The following is a 17,458-nucleotide window of genomic DNA, read 5'->3' as shown; positions in this document are numbered from 1 at the left end:
TCCGGCCGTCGTTTCCCTACGACGAGGCCCCGCCCGCCGCGGTGCGGCAGACGGGGCCCGAAGTGCCCACGGCTCACGAATGCGCGTGGACGACGTCCTTCTCCTCGGCGAAGTGGCACGCCGACTCGTGCGCGGCCGGGGAGTCAGAGCCCTTGAAGCGCTCGGGGACCGCCAGCAGCGGCACCTCGGTGGCGCACTTGTCCTCGGCCTTCCAGCACCGGGTGCGGAAGCGGCAGCCCGACGGTGGGTTGGCCGGGGACGGGACGTCACCGGTGAGGATGATCCGCTCGCGGCCCTCACGGGCATCCGGGTCGGGGACCGGGACCGCCGACAGCAGCGCCTGGGTGTAGGGGTGCGTCGGGTGGTCGTAGATCTGCGTGTCGGTGCCGATCTCGGCCATCTTGCCGAGGTACATGACGCCGACCCGGTCCGAGATGTGCCGGACGATCGACAGGTCGTGGGCGATGAAGATGTAGGACAGGTTGAACTCGTCCTGCAGCTTCTCCATCAGGTTGATGACCTGTGCCTGGACCGACACGTCCAACGCGGAGACCGGCTCGTCGCAGATGATGATCTCGGGGTTGAGCGCAAGCCCGCGGGCGATGCCGATGCGCTGGCGCTGTCCGCCGGAGAACTGGTGCGGATAGCGGTGGATGTACTCGGGGTTGAGACCCACGACGTCCAGCAGCTCCTGCACCCTGCGGCGCCGGTCGCCCTTCGGGGCCACCTCGGGGTGGATCTCGAAGGGCTCGCCGATGATGTCGCCGACCGTCATACGGGGGTTGAGCGAGGTGTACGGGTCCTGGAACACCATCTGGATGTTGCGGCGCACGGCCTTGAGCGCGCGCCCCGACAGCTTGGTGATGTCCTGGCCCTTGTAGAAGACCTCGCCCGCGGTCGCGGACTCCAGCGTCATCAGCAGCTTGGCGACCGTGGACTTGCCGCAGCCGGATTCGCCGACGATACCGAGCGTCTCGCCCTGGTAGAGGTCGAAGGAGATCCCGTCCACGGCCTTGACCGCGCCGACGTGCCTCTTGAAGAGGATGCCCTGGGTCAGCGGGAAGTGCTTGACCAGGTTGCGCACCTGGAGGATCGGCTCACCGCGCTCGACCGTGGCGTCGAGTGCGGCCACGGCCGCCTCCTCGGTGGCCGCCTCGACGGTCTCCACCTCGGTGACGTTGGGAGTCGCGTCCACGGCCTCGTCGATCTTCTTGAGCTCAGCCATGGATCGTCTCCTTCCAGAAGTGGCACGCGCTGCCGCGGCCCGCCAGCTCGGTGCCGTCCCGCTCGGTCACCGGCGCGAGGGCCGGGATCTCGGTGCGGCAGATGTCGTCCGCCTTGGGGCAGCGCGGATTGAAGGCGCAACCGGTGGGGATCTTGAGCAGGTTGGGCGGCAGGCCCTTGATCGCGTACAGCTCCTGGCCCTTCTGGTCCAGGCGCGGGATCGAGTCGAGCAGACCCCGGGTGTAGGGGTGCGCCGGCCGCTTGTAGAGCTCGTGCACCGGGGCGGTCTCGACGATCCGGCCCGCGTACATCACGGCGATCTTGTCCGCGACGTCGGCGACGACGCCGAGGTCGTGGGTGATCAGGATCAGACCCATGTTGTACTCGCGCTGGAGCTCCGCCAGCAGGTCCATGACCTGCGCCTGCACGGTGACGTCCAGGGCCGTCGTCGGCTCGTCGGCGATGATCAGGTCCGGCTCCAGGGCCAGCGCCATGGCGATCATGATGCGCTGGCGCATACCGCCGGAGAACTGGTGCGGGTAGTCGCCGACCCGGGCCTTGGCGGCGGGGATCTTCACCCGGTCCATCAGCTCGATGGCCTTGGCCTTGGCGTCCTTCTTGGACAGGCCCTCGTGCACCCGGAACATCTCACCGAGCTGGTAGCCGACGGACAGCACCGGGTTGAGCGAGGACAGTGCGTCCTGGAAGATCATGGCGATCTTGCGGCCGCGGATCTTCCGGCGCTCCTCGTTGCTCATGGTGAGCATGTCCTGGCCGCGGAAGAGGATCTGGCCCTTGGGGATGCGGCCGGGCGGCATGTCGAGGATGCCCATGACGGCCTGGGCCGTCACGGACTTGCCGGAGCCGGACTCGCCGAGGACGGCGAGCGTCTCGCCCGCGTCCACGCTGTAGTTGACGCCGTTCACGGCCTTGGCGACACCGTCGCGCGTGTGGAACTCCACGTGCAGGTCGCGGACTTCGAGCAGTGCGCCCTCGTGGTCCCCGGAGCTCCGGGGCGCGGGGACGTCCGCTGTTTTGTCGATGATGGTCACGTACGCCTCCCTCAGCGCATCTTCGGGTCGAGGGCGTTGCGTACCGCATCGCCGAACATGAGGAACGAGAGCACCGTGATCGAGACCATCACCGACGGGACGATCAGCACGAACGGCGCGTTGCGCAGCTGCTCCCGGCCGCTGGAGACGTCGACGCCCCATGAGACGGTCGGCTCGGCGAGGCCGACACCGAGGTAGGACAGCGTGGCCTCGGCCGCGATGTAACCGCCGAGCGCGATCGTCGCGACGACGATGATCGGGGCGAGTGCGTTGGGCAGCACGTGCTTGAACAGGATGCGGGTGGTCGAGGCGCCGAGCGCCTTGGCGGCCACGACGTAGTCGGCCTGCTTGACGGTGATGACGGCACCGCGGGCGACACGGGCGATCTGGGTCCAGCCGAGGAAGACCAGGGCGAGGATGACGACCCAGATGGCACGCTTCTCGAAGCTGGTGAGGACCACGAGGGCACCGAGCATGAACGGAATGCCCATGAAGATGTCGGTGAGCCGCGACAGCAGGGTGTCGGTTATGCCGCCGAAGTAGCCGGCCAGCATGCCGACGATCGTGCCGAGGACGGTCACCATGGCGGTGACGCCGACACCGACGACGATCGAGGCGCGGGCACCGTAGACGACACGCGCGTAGATGGAGCGGCCCTGGCCGTCGTAGCCGAACCAGTCGGGGGCGAAGAAGTGGCTCCAGTTCGGCTGCTGCAGGAAGTGGTTGGCGAGGTCGGCGTCACGCGGCGAGGCCGACGTGAACAGACCCGGGAACGCCGCGACGACAAGCAGCAGCAGGATCATCCCGGCGGAGACCAGGAACAGGGGGTTGCGGCGCAGGTCGCGCCAGGCGTCGGACCACAGGCTGCGCGCCTTGTCCGGCTTGGGTGCCTGTACGGCGAGCGCGGTGTCCGGCGCGGCGGCGGTCGTGTCCTCGGCGGTCGCGGTGGACGCCGCGGCGGCGGCGGTCTTCTCAGGCATACCGGATCCTCGGGTCCAGGACCGCGTAGAGCAGGTCGACGAGCAGGCTGGCGAGCAGGTAGACGAGGACGATCAGCGAGGCGATGCCGACGACCGTGGCACCCTCGCGGCGGAACAGCGCCTCGTAGATGGCGTCACCGACGCCCTGCACGTTGAAGATGCCCTCGGTGACGATCGCGCCCGTCATCAGGTTGCCGATGTCGGTGCCGAGGAAAGTGACCACCGGCACAAGGGAGTTGCGCATCAGGTGGACGCCGACGACGCGGCGGCGCGGCAGACCCTTGGCGACGGCGGTGCGCATGTAGTCCGCGCGCAGGTTCTCCGCCATCGAGGTACGGGTCAGACGTGCCACGTACGCGAGGGAGAGCGAGCCGAGGACGATGGCCGGCAGCAGCAGGTCGCCGAAGCTCTCGGAGTCCTGCACCGTCGCCGTGGTGATCTTCCACTGGAAGGCGAACAGGTACTGCATCAGGTAGCCCAGCACGAAGGAGGGCATCGAGATGAGCACGAGGGTCAGGCCGAGAAGGCCGCGGTCGCGCACCGACTCGGGCTTCAGGCCCGCGACGATGCCGAGGCCGATGCCGACGATCACGGTGAAGCTGAACGCGAAGAGGGTCAGCCGCATGGTGACGGGGAATGACTGGCCGATGATGTCGGCGATGGGGCGCTGGCTGGCGATCTCCGTACCGAAGTCGCCCTGCAGCAGGCCCCCGAGGTAGTTCAGGTACTGCTGCCACAGGGGCAGGTCGAGACCGAGATCCTTGCGGATCGAGGCGACGATCGCGGGATCGAACGCCTGGTCTCCCATGAGCGCTCTTACGGGGTCGCCGGGGAGCGCGAACATCATGGCGAAGATCAGAAAGGTTGACCCGATGAACACCGGGATCATCTGGAGCAGTCGTCGTGCGACGTAGCGCCCCATAGGTGCCTCCGTGAGGGGTTAACGCGGTCGGGGGCGTGCCTGTGCGGCAGGGCGCGCCTGCGCACCAGGGCGCCCCCGGACCACCGCCGCCGCCGGATGACCGACGGCGGCGGGTGATGGCCGAGTGGGGATAAGGCCCGTCAAGCGCTGAGCGCTTACTTGACGGTGACTCCGGTGAGCTCGAGGTCGCCGTGGAAGTCCACCGCCACGTTGTCGACGCCCTTGCCGTGGCCACCGTTGATGCGGTAGTACCAGAGCGGGATCGCCGGCATCTTCTCGAGCAGCTTCTTCTCGACCTCCTGGTAGCCCTTCACGGACTCTTCCAGGGAGCTGGCCTTGTCGGCCTCCGCCATCATCTTGTCGATCTCGGCGTCCTTGAAGCGACCGTTGTTCGCCTCGGCCTTGGAGTTGTAGAGCTCCTTGATGAAGTTGACGTTGACCGGGTAGTCGGCCACCCAGCCACCGCGGTACATCGACTTCACCTGGTCGTTGTCACGGGCCTCCAGGTCCGTGGCGAAGTCCGGCTTGGCGTCGCCGACACAGTCGACGCCGGTCGCCTTGCGGATGGACTCGCAGACCGCGGTCACCCACTCCTTGTGGCCACCGTCGGCGTTGTACTGGATCATGATCTTGTTGCCGGGGACGCCGCCGCCCTCGGTGACAAGCTGCTTCGCCTTGGCGGGGTTGTACGTGAAGACGTCCGTGCCCAGGTCCTGGTTGCCCTTGACCTGCGGCGGCGTGAAGCTCGTCGCGGGGGTACGGGTGTTGTTCAGGACGGTCTTGGTGATCGTCTCACGGTCGATCGCCATGGAAAGACCCTGGCGGACCTTGGGGTCCATGTCCTTGAACGTGGCGGAGTAGAACGCCGGGACGAGCGTCTGGATCGCCGCGTACGGCTGCTCGATGGCGCCGTCGCCGAGGTCCTGCTTGTACTTCGGCAGGTCGGTCGGGCCGACCTGGCGGATGATGTCCAGGTTGCCGGAGACGACGTCCTGGTACGCGGCCTCGACGGTCGCGTAGTTCTTGAACTGGATGCCCTTGTTCTGCGCCTTGTTCGGGCCCTGGTAGTCAGGGTTGGCCGCAACCTGGATCAGCTTCTTGTGGGTCCACTTCTCGAACTTGTACGGGCCGTTGCCGACCGGCTTCTGGCCGAACGCCTTCGGGTCGTCGTAGAACACCTTCGGCAGCGGGGCGAAGGTGGCGTAGCCCAGCTTGTAGTTGAAGTACGGGACCTTCTCGGTCAGCTCGATCGTGAAGGTGGTGTCGTCGACGACCTTCAGACCGGACATCTTGTCGGACTTCGGGTCACCCTTCTCGGGGTGCACGTCGGCGTAGCCGGCGATGTCGCTGAACCAGAAGCTGTTCTGCTGCTGGTTCTTGACGTTGGCGTACCAGTTCCACGCGTCCACGTAGGACTGCGCGGTGACGGCCTCTCCGTTGTGGAACTTCCAGCCCGGCTTGAGCTTCACGGTCCAGGTCTTGGAGTCCTTCGTCTCCACCGACTCGGCGTTCGTGTAGACGATGTTGCCCTTGGCGTCGAAGTCCAGCAGCTGGGTGAAGAGCGACTGAATCACGTACGAGCCGAGGCTCTCGTTTGTGTCGGCCGGGATCAGCGGCTTCTGCGGCTCACCAACGTCGATCGAGACGTAGCCCGCGGGCTTGCCCGAGGCGTTGTTCTTGTCCGAGCCACTGTCGCTGCTGCCACAGGCAGTCGCGGCCAGAGCAACGACGATCGCACCCGCTACCCACTTGGCGCTCTTGGCACCGCGCATGGGTTCCTCCTCATGAGTCCACTTGTCACTACAAGAAGGGCACTGGAAGTCGCGACGACACCCCTGACGACGCTGTGTCAATGCCCCGAGTGTGCTCGTGAGTCGGCGCTCCCCACAGCGCATGACCCATTGACCCGAGCTCAACGGAGCCAACTATTAAGTACGTCCGGGCGGTAAACCACACTTAAAGGGTCTCGTTTTGACAACATCGGCAGGTGTTCACAGATCGAAATCCGGACAAAGCGATGACAGACAGACACCCCCGAAACGGACCGTTAACACACGTTTCGGAGAGCGACGGCCGATATGCGGACACTCGGGCCACGAAAACGAGTTGACGAACGGCCCGGCCCCCCACAGTGTCTGCGGGGGGCCGGGCCGTTCGGTCAAGGCGTGGTAGGTCAGCCGTGCTTGGCGCGCGAGGCGGCGCGACCGCGCTCCTTCTGGTCGAGGACGACCTTGCGGATGCGCACGGCCTCCGGGGTCACCTCGACGCACTCGTCGTCGCGGCAGAACTCCAGTGACTGCTCCAGCGACAGCCTGCGCGGCGGGACCACGTTCTCGGTGTTGTCCGCGGAAGCAGCACGCATGTTGGTGAGCTTCTTCTCCTTGGTGATGTTCACGTCCATGTCGTCGGAGCGCGAGTTCTCACCGACGATCATGCCCTCGTACACCTCGGTGCCCGGCTCCACGAAGAGCACACCGCGCTCCTGCAGGTTGATCATCGCGAACGGGGTGACGGCACCCGAACGGTCGGCGACCAGCGAGCCGTTGTTGCGCGTGACCAGCGGCCCGAACCACGGCTCGTGGCCCTCGTGGATCGAGTGGGCGATGCCGGTGCCGCGGGTGTTGGTCAGGAACTCCGTACGGAATCCGATCAGGCCGCGGGACGGGACGACGAACTCCATGCGCACCCAGCCGGAGCCGTGGTTCGACATGTTGTCCATGCGGCCCTTGCGGACGCCCATGAGCTGGGTTACGGCGCCCATGTGCTCCTCGGGCACGTCGATCGTCATGCGCTCGACGGGCTCGTGCACCTTGCCGTCGACCTCCTTGGTGACGACCTGGGGCTTGCCGATGGTCAGCTCGAAGCCCTCGCGGCGCATCTGCTCGACCAGGATCGCCAGCGCCAGCTCGCCGCGGCCCTGCACCTCCCAGGCGTCGGGGCGCTCGGTGTCCAGCACGCGCAGCGAGACGTTGCCGACCAGTTCACGGTCCAGGCGGTCCTTCACCTGACGCGCGGTCACCTTACGGTCCTTGACGGCGGACTTGGCGTCGGCGCCCTTGCCGGTGCCACCACGACCGACCAGCGGCGAGGTGTTCGTACCGATCGTCATGGAGATCGCCGGCTGGTCGACCGTGATCAGCGGCAGCGCGATCGGGTTCTCCGGGTCGGCCAGCGTCTCGCCGATCATGATGTCCGGGATACCGGCGACGGCGCAGATGTCACCGGGGCCGGCCACCTCGGCGGGCTTGCGGGTGAGCGCCTCGGTCATCATCAGCTCGCTGATGCGAACGTTGGAGATCGTGCCGTCGCGCTTGATCCAGGCCACGGTCTGGCCCTTGCGCAGCTCGCCCTGCTCGACGCGCAGCAGCGCGATACGGCCGAGGAAGTTGTCGGCGTCGAGGTTGGTGACGTGCGCCTGAAGCGGGGCGGACTCGTCGTACTCGGGGGCCGGGACGTGCTCCAGGAGCGTGGTGAAGAAGGGCTCCAGGCTGTCGCTGTCGGCCGGGACGGTGCCGTCCTCCGGCTTGGTCAGCGAGGCCACACCGTCACGGGCGCAGGCGTAGACGATCGGGAACTCGATCTGCTCCTCGGTCGCGTCCAGGTCCAGGAACAGGTCGTACGTCTCATCGACGACCTCGGCGATCCGGGAGTCCGGGCGGTCCGTCTTGTTGATGCAGAGGATCACCGGCATCTTCGCGGCGAGCGCCTTGCGCAGCACGAAGCGGGTCTGGGGAAGCGGGCCCTCGGAGGCGTCGACGAGGAGGACGACCGCGTCCACCATCGACAGACCGCGCTCGACCTCGCCGCCGAAGTCGGCGTGGCCGGGGGTGTCGATGATGTTGATGGTGATCGGGGACCCGCCGGCCTTGGGGTGGTACTTCACGGCCGTGTTCTTGGCCAGGATCGTGATGCCCTTCTCACGCTCCAGGTCGTTCGAGTCCATCATCCGGTCGTCGAGCTGCTCGGCGGCGTGCGCGGCGAAGGCACCAGCCTGCTTCAGCATGGCGTCGACCAGGGTGGTCTTGCCATGGTCGACGTGGGCGACGATGGCGACGTTACGGATGTCGTGGCGCGTGGGCATGCTGGCTGGCGCTTCTCTCGATCGTGGGATCGGGCGTCGGACCGTGATCCTCGTCCGCCCGCCGGGCGGACACGCCACGGCTTGTCCCATGGTACGGGCACGCCGGGACAAGGGCTTCCCGGAAGGGGTGAGGGCGGTCGAAGGAGGCGGGGATCACGCCGCGGGACGGCGTGACGTACATGATCGGCGACGGCCGTGGAAACAGGGGGCGACGTACAGGTGCCGAGCGGCGGGCGCGCTGTAGCGGGGAGCGCGCGGGCTGCTCCGGCGCCGGGCGGAGCTGGGTCAGGAGGTGCCACGAGCTTGCCCGCCGGCACGGCCGGCGGGCAAGGGACTTGAGCGACTTCTGAGGTTGGTGCGACCGGGCCCGGGGGCTACTGCCGCCGGGGGGCCACGGCCTTGGGCTTCTTGTACCCGATGTCCTGGTAGACGGGGGTCGCGAAGCCGAAGGCGCCGACGTTCGCCAGCGTGGAACGCACGGCGACCAGCTCGGGCCGCTGGTAGAGGGGGATGGACCCGGCCTCGGCCCAGATGCGGGCGTCCGCCCGGCGCATCAGATCACGTGCGGTGTCCTCGTCCAGCTCGGCGGCCGCCTGGTCGAAGAGCTGGTCGATGTGGTCGGTGCCGACGCGGGTGTAGTTCTGCTCGACCAGGAGCGAGCCGTCCGAGGCGGGCCTGGGCTTGGCGTAGATGGGTCGGGCGTCGGTCGCCGGGTAGGCACTGGCGGGCCAGGAGTACAAGGCGAGGTCGAAGTCGCCGGACGCGATGTGGTCCTTGAAGTAGCTGTCGTCAGCGACCTTGCTGATCTCGGTACGGATGCCGATGCGCTGCAGCATCTGGGAGATCTTCTCCCCCACGGTGCGCAGCACCTCCGAGCCCGGGCCCGACGGGAGCACGAAGCGCAGGGTGAGCGGCTTGCCGTCCTTTCCCACAGCCCCGCCCGCCGGCTGGGGGGCGGCCGTGCCGCGCGGGGCGTAGGCCCCGGCCACGCCGTCGCCCTTCCGGCCCGCCGCGGTGTCCGAGCGGTCCGCCGACCCGGCGCCGTCGGATTGCGCGTGCGCCTGGCGCTGGAGGGCGAGGCTCTGGACCGCGGCGGCCGGGGCCGGGGCGAGGACGTGCGTCCCGGAGGGGGTGTGGTCGCGCAGCGGGACCCGGCCGGCGGGCTTGTCGTCGCCGACGATGTAGAGGCCCTCGTCGGAGGCGGTGTCGCCCGCGCCCGCGGACTTCGCGTCCTCGCCCTTCTTCGCCGTTCCCTCCTTTTTCTCCGTGCCCTTGTTCTCGTTCTCCTTCGTGGTGGCCTCGCCGCCCGCCTTGGCCGGGCCGGACCTCTTCAGCGCACCCTGGGGCGTCCAGCCCGCGTCGGCGAGCAGGGCCTGCGCCTCCTGTGTGTTCTGGTCGCCGAGCGCACCGCTGTTGTCGCTGTACGCGCGTTGGCCGGCCAGCGCGACGTGGCTGCCGGGGGGCTCGGCCGGCAGGCCGAGCGGTGTCAGCACCGTTTCGGCCAGTTCCTTGCGGTCGATGGCCCGGGCGACGGCCCGCCGCACACGGTCGTCGGCCAGCGGCCCGGACTCGCCGTTCATCGCGAGCTGGGTGTAGGCGGGCTCCAGTGACCTGCGGACCTGAAAGCCCCGCAGCACCGACTGCTCCGCGGCGTATTCGGCCTGCGCCTTCGCGGTCCGCTCCCGGGTCTTCCGGGCCGACTCGGCGAGGCTCTCGTCGGAGCCGTGTGCCTGTGCCCAGGATGCGAGCGCGGCGGAGGGCGTGATCTCGGAGCCGGGGCCGTGCGCGAGCGGCCGCCCGCCCCGGCCGGCGTCCTTCGCGGCATAGGAGATACGTTCCGCCGCTGACCGGTCGATGTCTGCCACGTCGAGGGTGCCGGAGGTGAGTGCGGTGACGCGCTCCGCGCGGGGCACGGCCGCGAAGACCAGGGTGTCCAGCTTGGCCCGCTGCCCCCACCAGCGCGGATTGCGGACGAGAGTCGTGGTGGCGGCCTTGCGGTCGATCTTCTTGATCGTGAAGGGCCCTGCCGTGGCCACGAGCCGGGCCCGGGCCCCGTCGTTGAAGGTGGCCGGCGTCGCGGTCACCTCCTTCGGGTACAGCGGTGTGAACAGCCCCTTCCAGTCGGCGTAGGGCCTGCCGAAGGTGACCTTGACCTCCAGGTCGCTCTTGCCGCGCTCGATCCGCTCGATCCGCTCGTAGCCCGCGTTCCGTGCCGTCCAGAATGCGGAGTCCTTGCCGCTCAGCGCGCGCCACTGGGCGAGGAAGTCGGCCGCGCCGATCTCGCGGCCGTCGCTCCACACGGCCTGCTGGTTGAGCTTGTAGAGCACGACCTGCTTGGGTTCGCGCTCGATGATCTCGGCCGATTCCAGATAGTCGGGGTTGCGCTCCGGACGCCCGCGTTCGTCCAGGACGAACAGCGCGGGCAGCACGGCACCGGCGATCCGGCTGGTGGTGGCGTCGGCGTCGGCCTGGAAGGCGTTCAGTGTGGCGGGGACGGAGTCGACGGCCCAGCGCACGGTGCCGCCGTCCTTCGTCCGGTCCCGCTCGGCGGGGGCGATGTCCTGGGCAACGAGCCCGGCCGTGCTCTCGTCGTCGCCCGAGCCGCAACCCGCGAGGACGGGCAGGGCGAGCACACCGCTGGTGAGCAGAGCGACGGAGCGGAGCCTTCGGGAGCATGTCCGCCCGCGGAGGGCCTCGACCTGGGACATGGCTTATACCTCTTAGTCCTGTTTTGTCGAATTTGGAGATGATCACACCGATTCCCCCACTGAAGTGGACGAAGGTGACGAGGCGGAGCCGACACGGCGGAAGCCCGCCGAAGCTCACTCGTGCGGGTCAACCAGGAAAGGACCCACAAGCGAGCACAAAGGGAGAAAATGGGGAAACGAGACATCAACCACAAGGGGCGCGCCGACAGCGCGTGCGCCGGGAATCCCTGCACGTCCCTTCACAAGCGGGGATGTGACGCGCGACACTCTCAGGCGCATGAACGATGCCACCGCACCCTGCGGAAGTGAGGACACGTCATGTCCCAGCAGGAAGAGATGACGGCGATGCAGCAGCGCATCGACGAGCTGGCCCAGCGCGTCGGGCACCTGGAGCAGGCCGTCGATCAACTGTGGGGGTCGGGCCGGACCCGGCCCGGCAGCCGGCCGAAGGAGCCGAGCCGTCCCGAGCTGGTCACCATCCCGGACACCCCGTACGACAACGCCCTGTGGACGGACTCGGACGACGAGGGCCTGGGCGCTCGCGACCGGCACGCGCCCTGACCGGCCCCCGCGCCCGGACCTCACCCCATCCCACTCCACCCGGAGTCTTCGTTGGCCACAGGTACCGAACCACCACAAATCCATACGGGCGTGCAGGGGACGGCGCGCGCCGCCATCGGCCCCCGCCATCTGCGGACGGACCGCTGGTGGCTCGCCCCGGCCCTGACCGCCGCCGGGCTGCTCGCCTTCGTCGTCTACTCGACCTGGCGCGCGTTCGCGAACGCCGACTACTACGCGGCGCCGTACGTCTCACCGTTCTACTCGCCCTGCCTGGCCGAGAACTGCGTGCCGATGCGGGCGGGACCCAACTGGGAGATCTTCGGTACCTGGTGGGGCCTGTCCCCCGCCCTGCTGATCCTGATCTTCCCGCTCGGCTTCCGGCTGACCTGCTACTACTACCGCAAGGCCTACTACCGGGGCTTCTGGGCCTCGCCCCCGGCCTGCGCGGTCGCCGAGCCGCACACGAAGTACACCGGTGAGACGCGTTTCCCGCTGATCCTGCAGAACATCCACCGGTACTTCTTCTACGCCGCCCTGCCCGTCGCCGGGATCCTCACCTACGACACCGTCCTCGCCTTCCGCGACGAGAACTACGACTGGGGCCACATGGGCCTCGGCACGCTCGTGTTCCTGGTGAACATCGTGCTGATCTGGGCGTACACCCTCTCCTGCCACTCCTGCCGGCACATCGTCGGCGGCCGGCTGCGGCACTTCTCCAAGCACCCGGTGCGCTACCGGCTGTGGGGCTGGGTCGGCAAGCTGAACGCCCGGCACATGCAGCTCGCCTGGACCTCGCTGTTCAGCGTCGCGTTCGCCGACCTCTATGTGTATCTCGTCGCGTCCGGCGCCTTCGACGATCCGCGCTTCTTCTAGGGGAAGGTGCCAACCGACATGACACAGCTCGAACGGCAGCAGTGGGACGTCGTCGTCGTGGGCGCGGGCGGCGCGGGTCTGCGCGCCGCCATCGAGGCGCGCGAGCGCGGCGCGCGTACGGCAGTGATCTGCAAGTCCCTGTTCGGCAAGGCGCACACCGTGATGGCCGAGGGCGGCATCGCCGCGTCCATGGCCAACGTCAACGAGCACGACAACTGGCAGGTCCACTTCCGCGACACGATGCGGGGCGGGAAGTTCCTCAACCAGTGGCGGATGGCCGAGCTGCACGCCCAGGAGGCGCCCGCGCGGGTGTGGGAGCTGGAGACCTGGGGCGCGCTCTTCGACCGGACGAAGGACGGCCGGATCTCCCAGCGGAACTTCGGCGGCCACGAGTATCCGCGCCTCGCGCACGTCGGCGACCGGACCGGTCTGGAGCTGATCCGCACGCTCCAGCAGAAGATCGTCTCGTTGCAGCAGGAGGACAAGGAGGAGTTCGGGGACTACGAGGCCCGGCTCAAGGTCTTCCAGGAGTGCACGGTCACCCGGATCCTGAAGGACCACAGCCTGGGGGACGGCGGCAGCGTCTCGGGGGCCTTCTGCTACGAGCGCGAGTCCGGTCGCTTCTTCGTCCTCGAAGCGCCCTCCGTGGTGCTGGCCACCGGCGGGATCGGCAAGTCCTTCAAGGTGACGTCGAACTCCTGGGAGTACACCGGGGACGGCCACGCGCTGGCCCTGCTCGCGGGCGCGCCGCTGCTCAACATGGAGTTCGTGCAGTTCCACCCGACCGGCATGGTCTGGCCGCCGTCGGTGAAGGGCATCCTCGTCACCGAGTCGGTGCGCGGCGACGGCGGGGTCCTGCGCAACTCCGAGGGCAAGCGGTTCATGTTCGACTACATCCCCGATGTGTTCAAGGACAAGTACGCCGAGTCCGAGGACGAGGGCGACCGCTGGTACGACGACCCGGACAACAACCGGCGCCCGCCCGAGCTGCTGCCCCGCGACGAGGTGGCGCGCGCGATCAACGCCGAGGTGAAGGCGGGGCGCGGCTCCCCGCACGGCGGAGTCTTCCTCGATGTGTCGACACGGATGCCGGCCGACGTCATCCGGCGCCGGCTGCCGTCGATGTACCACCAGTTCAAGGAACTCGCGGACGTCGACATCACCGCCGAGGCGATGGAGGTCGGGCCCACCTGCCACTACGTGATGGGCGGGATCGCCGTCGAGTCCGATTCCGCCGCCGCGGTGGGCGTCCCGGGCCTGTTCGCCGCCGGTGAGGTGGCCGGCGGCATGCACGGCTCCAACCGGCTCGGCGGCAACTCACTCTCCGACCTGCTGGTCTTCGGCAGGCGCGCGGGGCTCTACGCGGCCGAGTACGCCGAGGGCCGGGCCGTACGCCCCGTGGTGGACGAGGACCAGATCGACGCGGCGGCGGCCGAGGCGCTGCGCCCGTTCAGCGCGGAGGGGGTCGAGCCGGGGGCGGCCCCGGAGAACCCGTACACGCTCCATCAGGAGCTCCAGCAGACGATGAACGACCTGGTCGGCATCATCCGGCGCGAGGGCGAGATGGAGCAGGCCCTCGACAAGCTCGCCGAGCTGCGGGTGCGGGCGCGCCGGGCCGGGGTCGAGGGGCACCGGCAGTTCAATCCCGGCTGGCACCTGTCCCTGGACCTGCGGAACATGCTGCTGGTCAGCGAATGCGTCGCGCGGGCCGCGTTGGAGCGCACGGAGAGCCGGGGCGGCCACACCCGGGAGGACTGCCCCGCGATGGAGCGCTCCTGGCGTCGGACGAATCTGCTGTGCCGCCTCGCCGATCCGAGCGGCGAGAGCGCGGCCACCGACCCCGAGCGTGGCCAGATCGTGCTCGAACGCACCACGACCGAGCCCATCCGACCCGACCTGCTCGGCCTCTTCGAGAAGGAGGAGCTGGTCAAGTACCTCACCGAAGAGGAGCTGACCGAATGAGCACGTACGACGCCCGCTTCCGGGTGTGGCGGGGCGACCAGGACGGCGGGGGGCTCACGGATTTCACCGTCGAGGTCAACGACGGCGAGGTCGTCCTCGACATCATCCACCGCCTCCAGGCCACCCAGGCCCCCGATCTGGCGGTCCGCTGGAACTGCAAGGCCGGCAAGTGCGGATCGTGCAGCGCGGAGATCAACGGACGGCCGCGGCTGATGTGCATGACCCGGATGTCGGTGTTCTCGCGCGAGGAGACGATCACCGTCACCCCGCTGCGGGCGTTCCCCGTGGTGCGGGACCTGGTGACCGATGTGTCCTTCAACTACGACAAGGCGCGTGAGGTCCCCTCCTTCGTGCCGCCGCCCGGTGTGGCGCCGGGCGAGTACCGGATGCAGCAGATCGACGTGGAGCGCTCGCAGGAGTTCCGCAAGTGCATCGAGTGCTTCCTGTGCCAGGACACCTGCCATGTGGTGCGCGACCACGAGGAGAACAAGGCGGCGTTCGCCGGTCCCCGCTTCCTGATGCGCGTCGCCGAACTGGACATGCACCCGCTGGACGCGGCCGCCGGGCAGGGCATCGACCGCAAGACGGCCGCCCAGGACGAACACGGCCTCGGCTACTGCAACATCACCAAATGCTGTACGGAGGTGTGCCCGGAAGGCATCAAGATCACGGACAACGCGCTGATCCCGCTGAAGGAGCGCGCGGCGGACCGCAAGTACGACCCGCTGGTGTGGCTGGGGAACAGGATCCGGCGCCGGGAGGGGTGACTGTCCCCGGGGCAACGGCTTCCCGAGGCAGGGGCGCGCGGCCGCGGTCGTGCGGTCGCGGCCCTCCCGCACCCGGCATAGCCTCCCCCATGTGACCCGAAGAGCCACCCGGGCGGTCCTCGCCGTGCTGGTGGCGGCGTGGTGGCTGGTCGTGCCCGCCGCCCCGGTCGCCGGCGCCGCCACCGGCGTCCGCGCCGACGACCCGGTCGAACTGTCCCGGCAGGGCCGGATCACCGACCGTGTGGGTGCGCTGGACGACCGCGAGCCGCAGGTCGAACGGGCGCTGGACCGGCTCTACGACGGCTCGCGGCTCCAGATGTTCGTCGTGTACGTCCGCGACTTCTCGGGCCCCGATGCACCCCGGTGGGCCGCTGAGACGGCCGAGAAGAACGGCCTCGGCGAAAGCGACGTCCTGCTCGCCGTCGCCACCCACGACCGGCAGTACGCGTACTGGGTCGACGACGCCTCGCGCCTGACTGGCCCCCAGCTCGCCGAGGTCGCCGCCACCGGCATCGAGCCCGCACTGCGGCAGCACGACTGGGCGGGCGCGGCGATCGGCGCCGCCGACGGCTACGGCGCCGTTCTGGCCGGCCGCCCAGCCCCCGAGGTCGCCGTCACTCCGGGCGAGACGGACCCCGGCTCCGACCAGGGCGCTGGGACCGGCGCCGGCGATCTGGTGCTGCCCATCGCCGTGCTCGGAGGGGCCGGTGCGCTGGCCGCTTACACCTACGCCAAGCGCCGGCGGCGCACCGCGACCCGGACGACGCCGCGGGGCGGCCAGGAGGGCTGGGGAGAGCCGCGGCAGACACCCCTGCCGGAGCTCGACGCAAAGGCCGAGCGGGCCCTGGTGGAGACCGACGACGCACTGCGCACCAGCCAGGAGGAACTCGGTCTCGCCGTCGCGCAGTTCGGCGAGGAGGCGACCGAGCCCTTCACCGCGGCCGTCGAGCACGCGACGGCCGAACTCACCGCGGCGTTCCGGTTGAGGCAGCAGCTCGACGCCGCCTACCTCGAGGACGACGCCGCCCGGCGCAGGATGCTGGACGAGATCGTCGCCAGGTGCGCCGAGGCCGACCGCCGGCTGGACGCGGAGTCCGCGGACTTCGACCGGCTGCGCGCCCTCGAACAGAACGCGCCCCAGGCGCTCGCCGCGGCCGAGGCCGCCCGCGACGACGTCAGGGGGCGGATGGTCAGCGTCGAGGCCGCGCTGGGCGTGATGCGCCGGCGGTACGCGGCGACGGCGTCCGCGCCGGTCGCGGACGCCGTGGAGGAGGCGGAGGTCCGGCTGCGGTTCGCGACGTACAGCCTCGGCCAGGCGCGCGAGGCGGTCGAGGGCGAGGACAACGCGACGGCCGCCGTGCACGTACGCGCTGCCGAAGGAGCCGTCTCCCAGGCCGTCCGGCTCGTCGACGCGGTCGACCGGCGGGCGCGGGAGCTGGCGGAAGCGGCCGGGAAGCTCCCGGGCGCCGTCACCGATACCGAAACTGACCTGGCCGAGGCGCGGGGACTGTTGGAAGGAACGCCGGATGGGGTGTCCACCGCCGCCCTGCGGGGACGGGTGGCCCGCGCGGAAATGGTGGCCGCCGAGGTACGGCGCGAGATCGAGACGGGGCCGTACGACCCCATCGACGCACTGCGCCGGGTCGCCGAGGCCGACACCGCGCTCGACGAGGCGCTGGCCGGGGTCCGCGAGCCCGCGCAGGGAACGCTGCGCGCCCGGACGCTGCTGGACCGGGCGCTGCTCGGCACCCGTGCGGCCACCGGCGCGGCCGCCGACTACATCACCACCCACCGCGGCGCGGTCGGCAGCGAGGCCCGTACCCGGCTGGCGGAGGCGCAGCGGCGGCTCGATCGGGCCGAGGCGCTGGGCGAGGGCGACGCGCAGGCAGCGCTGACGGAGGCGCAGCACTCGGATGCGCTGGCGCGGCAGGCGCACTCGCTGGCGGAGGACGACGTACGCGGTCTCGTGGGTCCCGGTGGGCTGGGCGGTCCGGTCGGGCCCGGCGGCGGGAACGGCCTGGGCGGCGGCAGCGGGCTGGGCGGTGCGGTGCTGGGCGGGATCATCCTCGGCGGAGTGTTCGGCGGCGGGGGCGGGGGTCGTGGCGGGTTCCCGGACGGCGGGTTCGGGGGCGGGGGTCGTGGCGGGTTCCCGGACGGCGGGTTCGGGGGCGGGGTCCGTGACGGGTTCGAGGGCGGCGGTCTCGGGGCCGGCTTCGGCGGCAGGCCCGGGAGCTTCGGCGGCGGGGGCACTCGGGGCCGGTTGGGCGCCGGCCGGTTCTGACCCTGCTCGATCCCGACCGTATGGCGTCCAAGGAGAGGTGCGATGAC

General features: G+C 69.6%; 12 protein-coding genes. 5 read left to right on the top strand and 7 right to left on the bottom strand.

What is annotated here, in order from left to right; all coding sequences use genetic code 11:
* Positions 1 to 73: 73 nt before the first annotated feature.
* From ACH5AF_RS22190 to ACH5AF_RS22160, 7 genes are all read right to left on the bottom strand, one after another.
* The gene (locus ACH5AF_RS22190; RefSeq protein WP_398903457.1) at positions 74 to 1,225 is read right to left on the bottom strand and encodes an ABC transporter ATP-binding protein; all 1,152 of its coding nucleotides are present in this window, start codon (positions 1,223 to 1,225) and stop codon (positions 74 to 76) included.
* Positions 1,218 to 2,276: an ABC transporter ATP-binding protein gene (locus ACH5AF_RS22185; RefSeq protein ID WP_398903453.1), complete on the bottom strand. Its 1,059-nt coding sequence runs from the start codon at positions 2,274 to 2,276 to the stop codon at positions 1,218 to 1,220. Before ACH5AF_RS22185 ends, ACH5AF_RS22190 begins: the two co-directional genes overlap by 8 nt.
* Positions 2,277 to 2,287: 11 nt before the next feature.
* On the bottom strand, positions 2,288 to 3,256 hold the full coding sequence (locus ACH5AF_RS22180; RefSeq protein WP_398903451.1) for an ABC transporter permease: 969 nt from the start codon (positions 3,254 to 3,256) through the stop codon (positions 2,288 to 2,290).
* Entirely contained in the window at positions 3,249 to 4,178 is a 930-nt protein-coding gene (locus tag ACH5AF_RS22175) for an ABC transporter permease (RefSeq protein WP_398903449.1), read from the bottom strand. The genes ACH5AF_RS22180 and ACH5AF_RS22175 overlap by 8 nt, the downstream gene beginning before the upstream one ends.
* Positions 4,179 to 4,333: 155 nt before the next feature.
* The gene (locus tag ACH5AF_RS22170; RefSeq protein WP_398903448.1) at positions 4,334 to 5,950 is read right to left on the bottom strand and encodes an ABC transporter substrate-binding protein; all 1,617 of its coding nucleotides are present in this window, start codon (positions 5,948 to 5,950) and stop codon (positions 4,334 to 4,336) included.
* A gap of 401 nt (positions 5,951 to 6,351) precedes the next feature.
* Complete coding sequence (gene typA / locus ACH5AF_RS22165) at positions 6,352 to 8,259, bottom strand: translational GTPase TypA (protein WP_398903446.1); 1,908 nt, start codon at positions 8,257 to 8,259, stop codon at positions 6,352 to 6,354.
* 374 nt (positions 8,260 to 8,633) lie between these two features.
* A complete protein-coding gene (locus ACH5AF_RS22160; RefSeq protein WP_398903444.1) occupies positions 8,634 to 10,967 on the bottom strand; it encodes an ABC transporter family substrate-binding protein in 2,334 nt (777 codons plus the stop codon).
* A 318-nt stretch (positions 10,968 to 11,285) separates the two neighbouring features.
* Between ACH5AF_RS22160 and ACH5AF_RS22155 the strand changes: the two genes are divergently transcribed.
* The 5 genes from ACH5AF_RS22155 (at position 11,286) to ACH5AF_RS22135 (ending at position 17,411) form a co-directional block, all read left to right on the top strand.
* Positions 11,286 to 11,528 carry a hypothetical protein gene (locus tag ACH5AF_RS22155; protein ID WP_398903442.1) on the top strand — a complete coding sequence of 81 codons (243 nt, stop codon included), beginning with the start codon at positions 11,286 to 11,288 and terminating at the stop codon, positions 11,526 to 11,528.
* A 51-nt stretch (positions 11,529 to 11,579) separates the two neighbouring features.
* Positions 11,580 to 12,401: a hypothetical protein gene (locus tag ACH5AF_RS22150; protein WP_398903440.1), complete on the top strand. Its 822-nt coding sequence runs from the start codon at positions 11,580 to 11,582 to the stop codon at positions 12,399 to 12,401.
* Positions 12,402 to 12,419: 18 nt separating this feature from the next.
* The gene (locus ACH5AF_RS22145; protein WP_398903438.1) at positions 12,420 to 14,363 is read left to right on the top strand and encodes a fumarate reductase/succinate dehydrogenase flavoprotein subunit; all 1,944 of its coding nucleotides are present in this window, start codon (positions 12,420 to 12,422) and stop codon (positions 14,361 to 14,363) included.
* Entirely contained in the window at positions 14,360 to 15,130 is a 771-nt protein-coding gene (locus ACH5AF_RS22140; RefSeq protein ID WP_398903436.1) for a succinate dehydrogenase/fumarate reductase iron-sulfur subunit, read from the top strand. The genes ACH5AF_RS22145 and ACH5AF_RS22140 overlap by 4 nt, the downstream gene beginning before the upstream one ends.
* A gap of 91 nt (positions 15,131 to 15,221) precedes the next feature.
* A complete protein-coding gene (locus tag ACH5AF_RS22135) occupies positions 15,222 to 17,411 on the top strand; it encodes a TPM domain-containing protein (RefSeq protein ID WP_398903435.1) in 2,190 nt (729 codons plus the stop codon).
* The last annotated feature ends 47 nt before the right edge of the window (positions 17,412 to 17,458 follow it).

The organism is Streptomyces sp. NPDC018833 (genome assembly GCF_044390825.1).
GTDB lineage: Bacteria > Actinomycetota > Actinomycetes > Streptomycetales > Streptomycetaceae > Streptomyces.
Note: the sequence above shows the minus strand (reverse complement) of the source record. Positions and strands in the feature narration are given on the sequence as shown.

Bases quoted from the DNA above. Each gene is read 5' to 3' on its own strand.
- ACH5AF_RS22190 (WP_398903457.1), bottom strand. From the start codon at position 1,225: ATGGCTGAGCTCAAGAAGATCGACGAGGCCGTGGACGCGACTCCCAAC.
- ACH5AF_RS22180 (WP_398903451.1), bottom strand. From the start codon at position 3,256: ATGCCTGAGAAGACCGCCGCCGCCGCGGCGTCCACCGCGACCGCCGAG.
- ACH5AF_RS22175 (WP_398903449.1), bottom strand. From the start codon at position 4,178: ATGGGGCGCTACGTCGCACGACGACTGCTCCAGATGATCCCGGTGTTC.
- ACH5AF_RS22170 (WP_398903448.1), bottom strand. From the start codon at position 5,950: ATGCGCGGTGCCAAGAGCGCCAAGTGGGTAGCGGGTGCGATCGTCGTT.
- typA (WP_398903446.1), bottom strand. From the start codon at position 8,259: ATGCCCACGCGCCACGACATCCGTAACGTCGCCATCGTCGCCCACGTC.
- ACH5AF_RS22160 (WP_398903444.1), bottom strand. From the start codon at position 10,967: ATGTCCCAGGTCGAGGCCCTCCGCGGGCGGACATGCTCCCGAAGGCTC.
- ACH5AF_RS22155 (WP_398903442.1), top strand. From the start codon at position 11,286: ATGTCCCAGCAGGAAGAGATGACGGCGATGCAGCAGCGCATCGACGAG.
- ACH5AF_RS22145 (WP_398903438.1), top strand. From the start codon at position 12,420: ATGACACAGCTCGAACGGCAGCAGTGGGACGTCGTCGTCGTGGGCGCG.
- ACH5AF_RS22140 (WP_398903436.1), top strand. From the start codon at position 14,360: ATGAGCACGTACGACGCCCGCTTCCGGGTGTGGCGGGGCGACCAGGAC.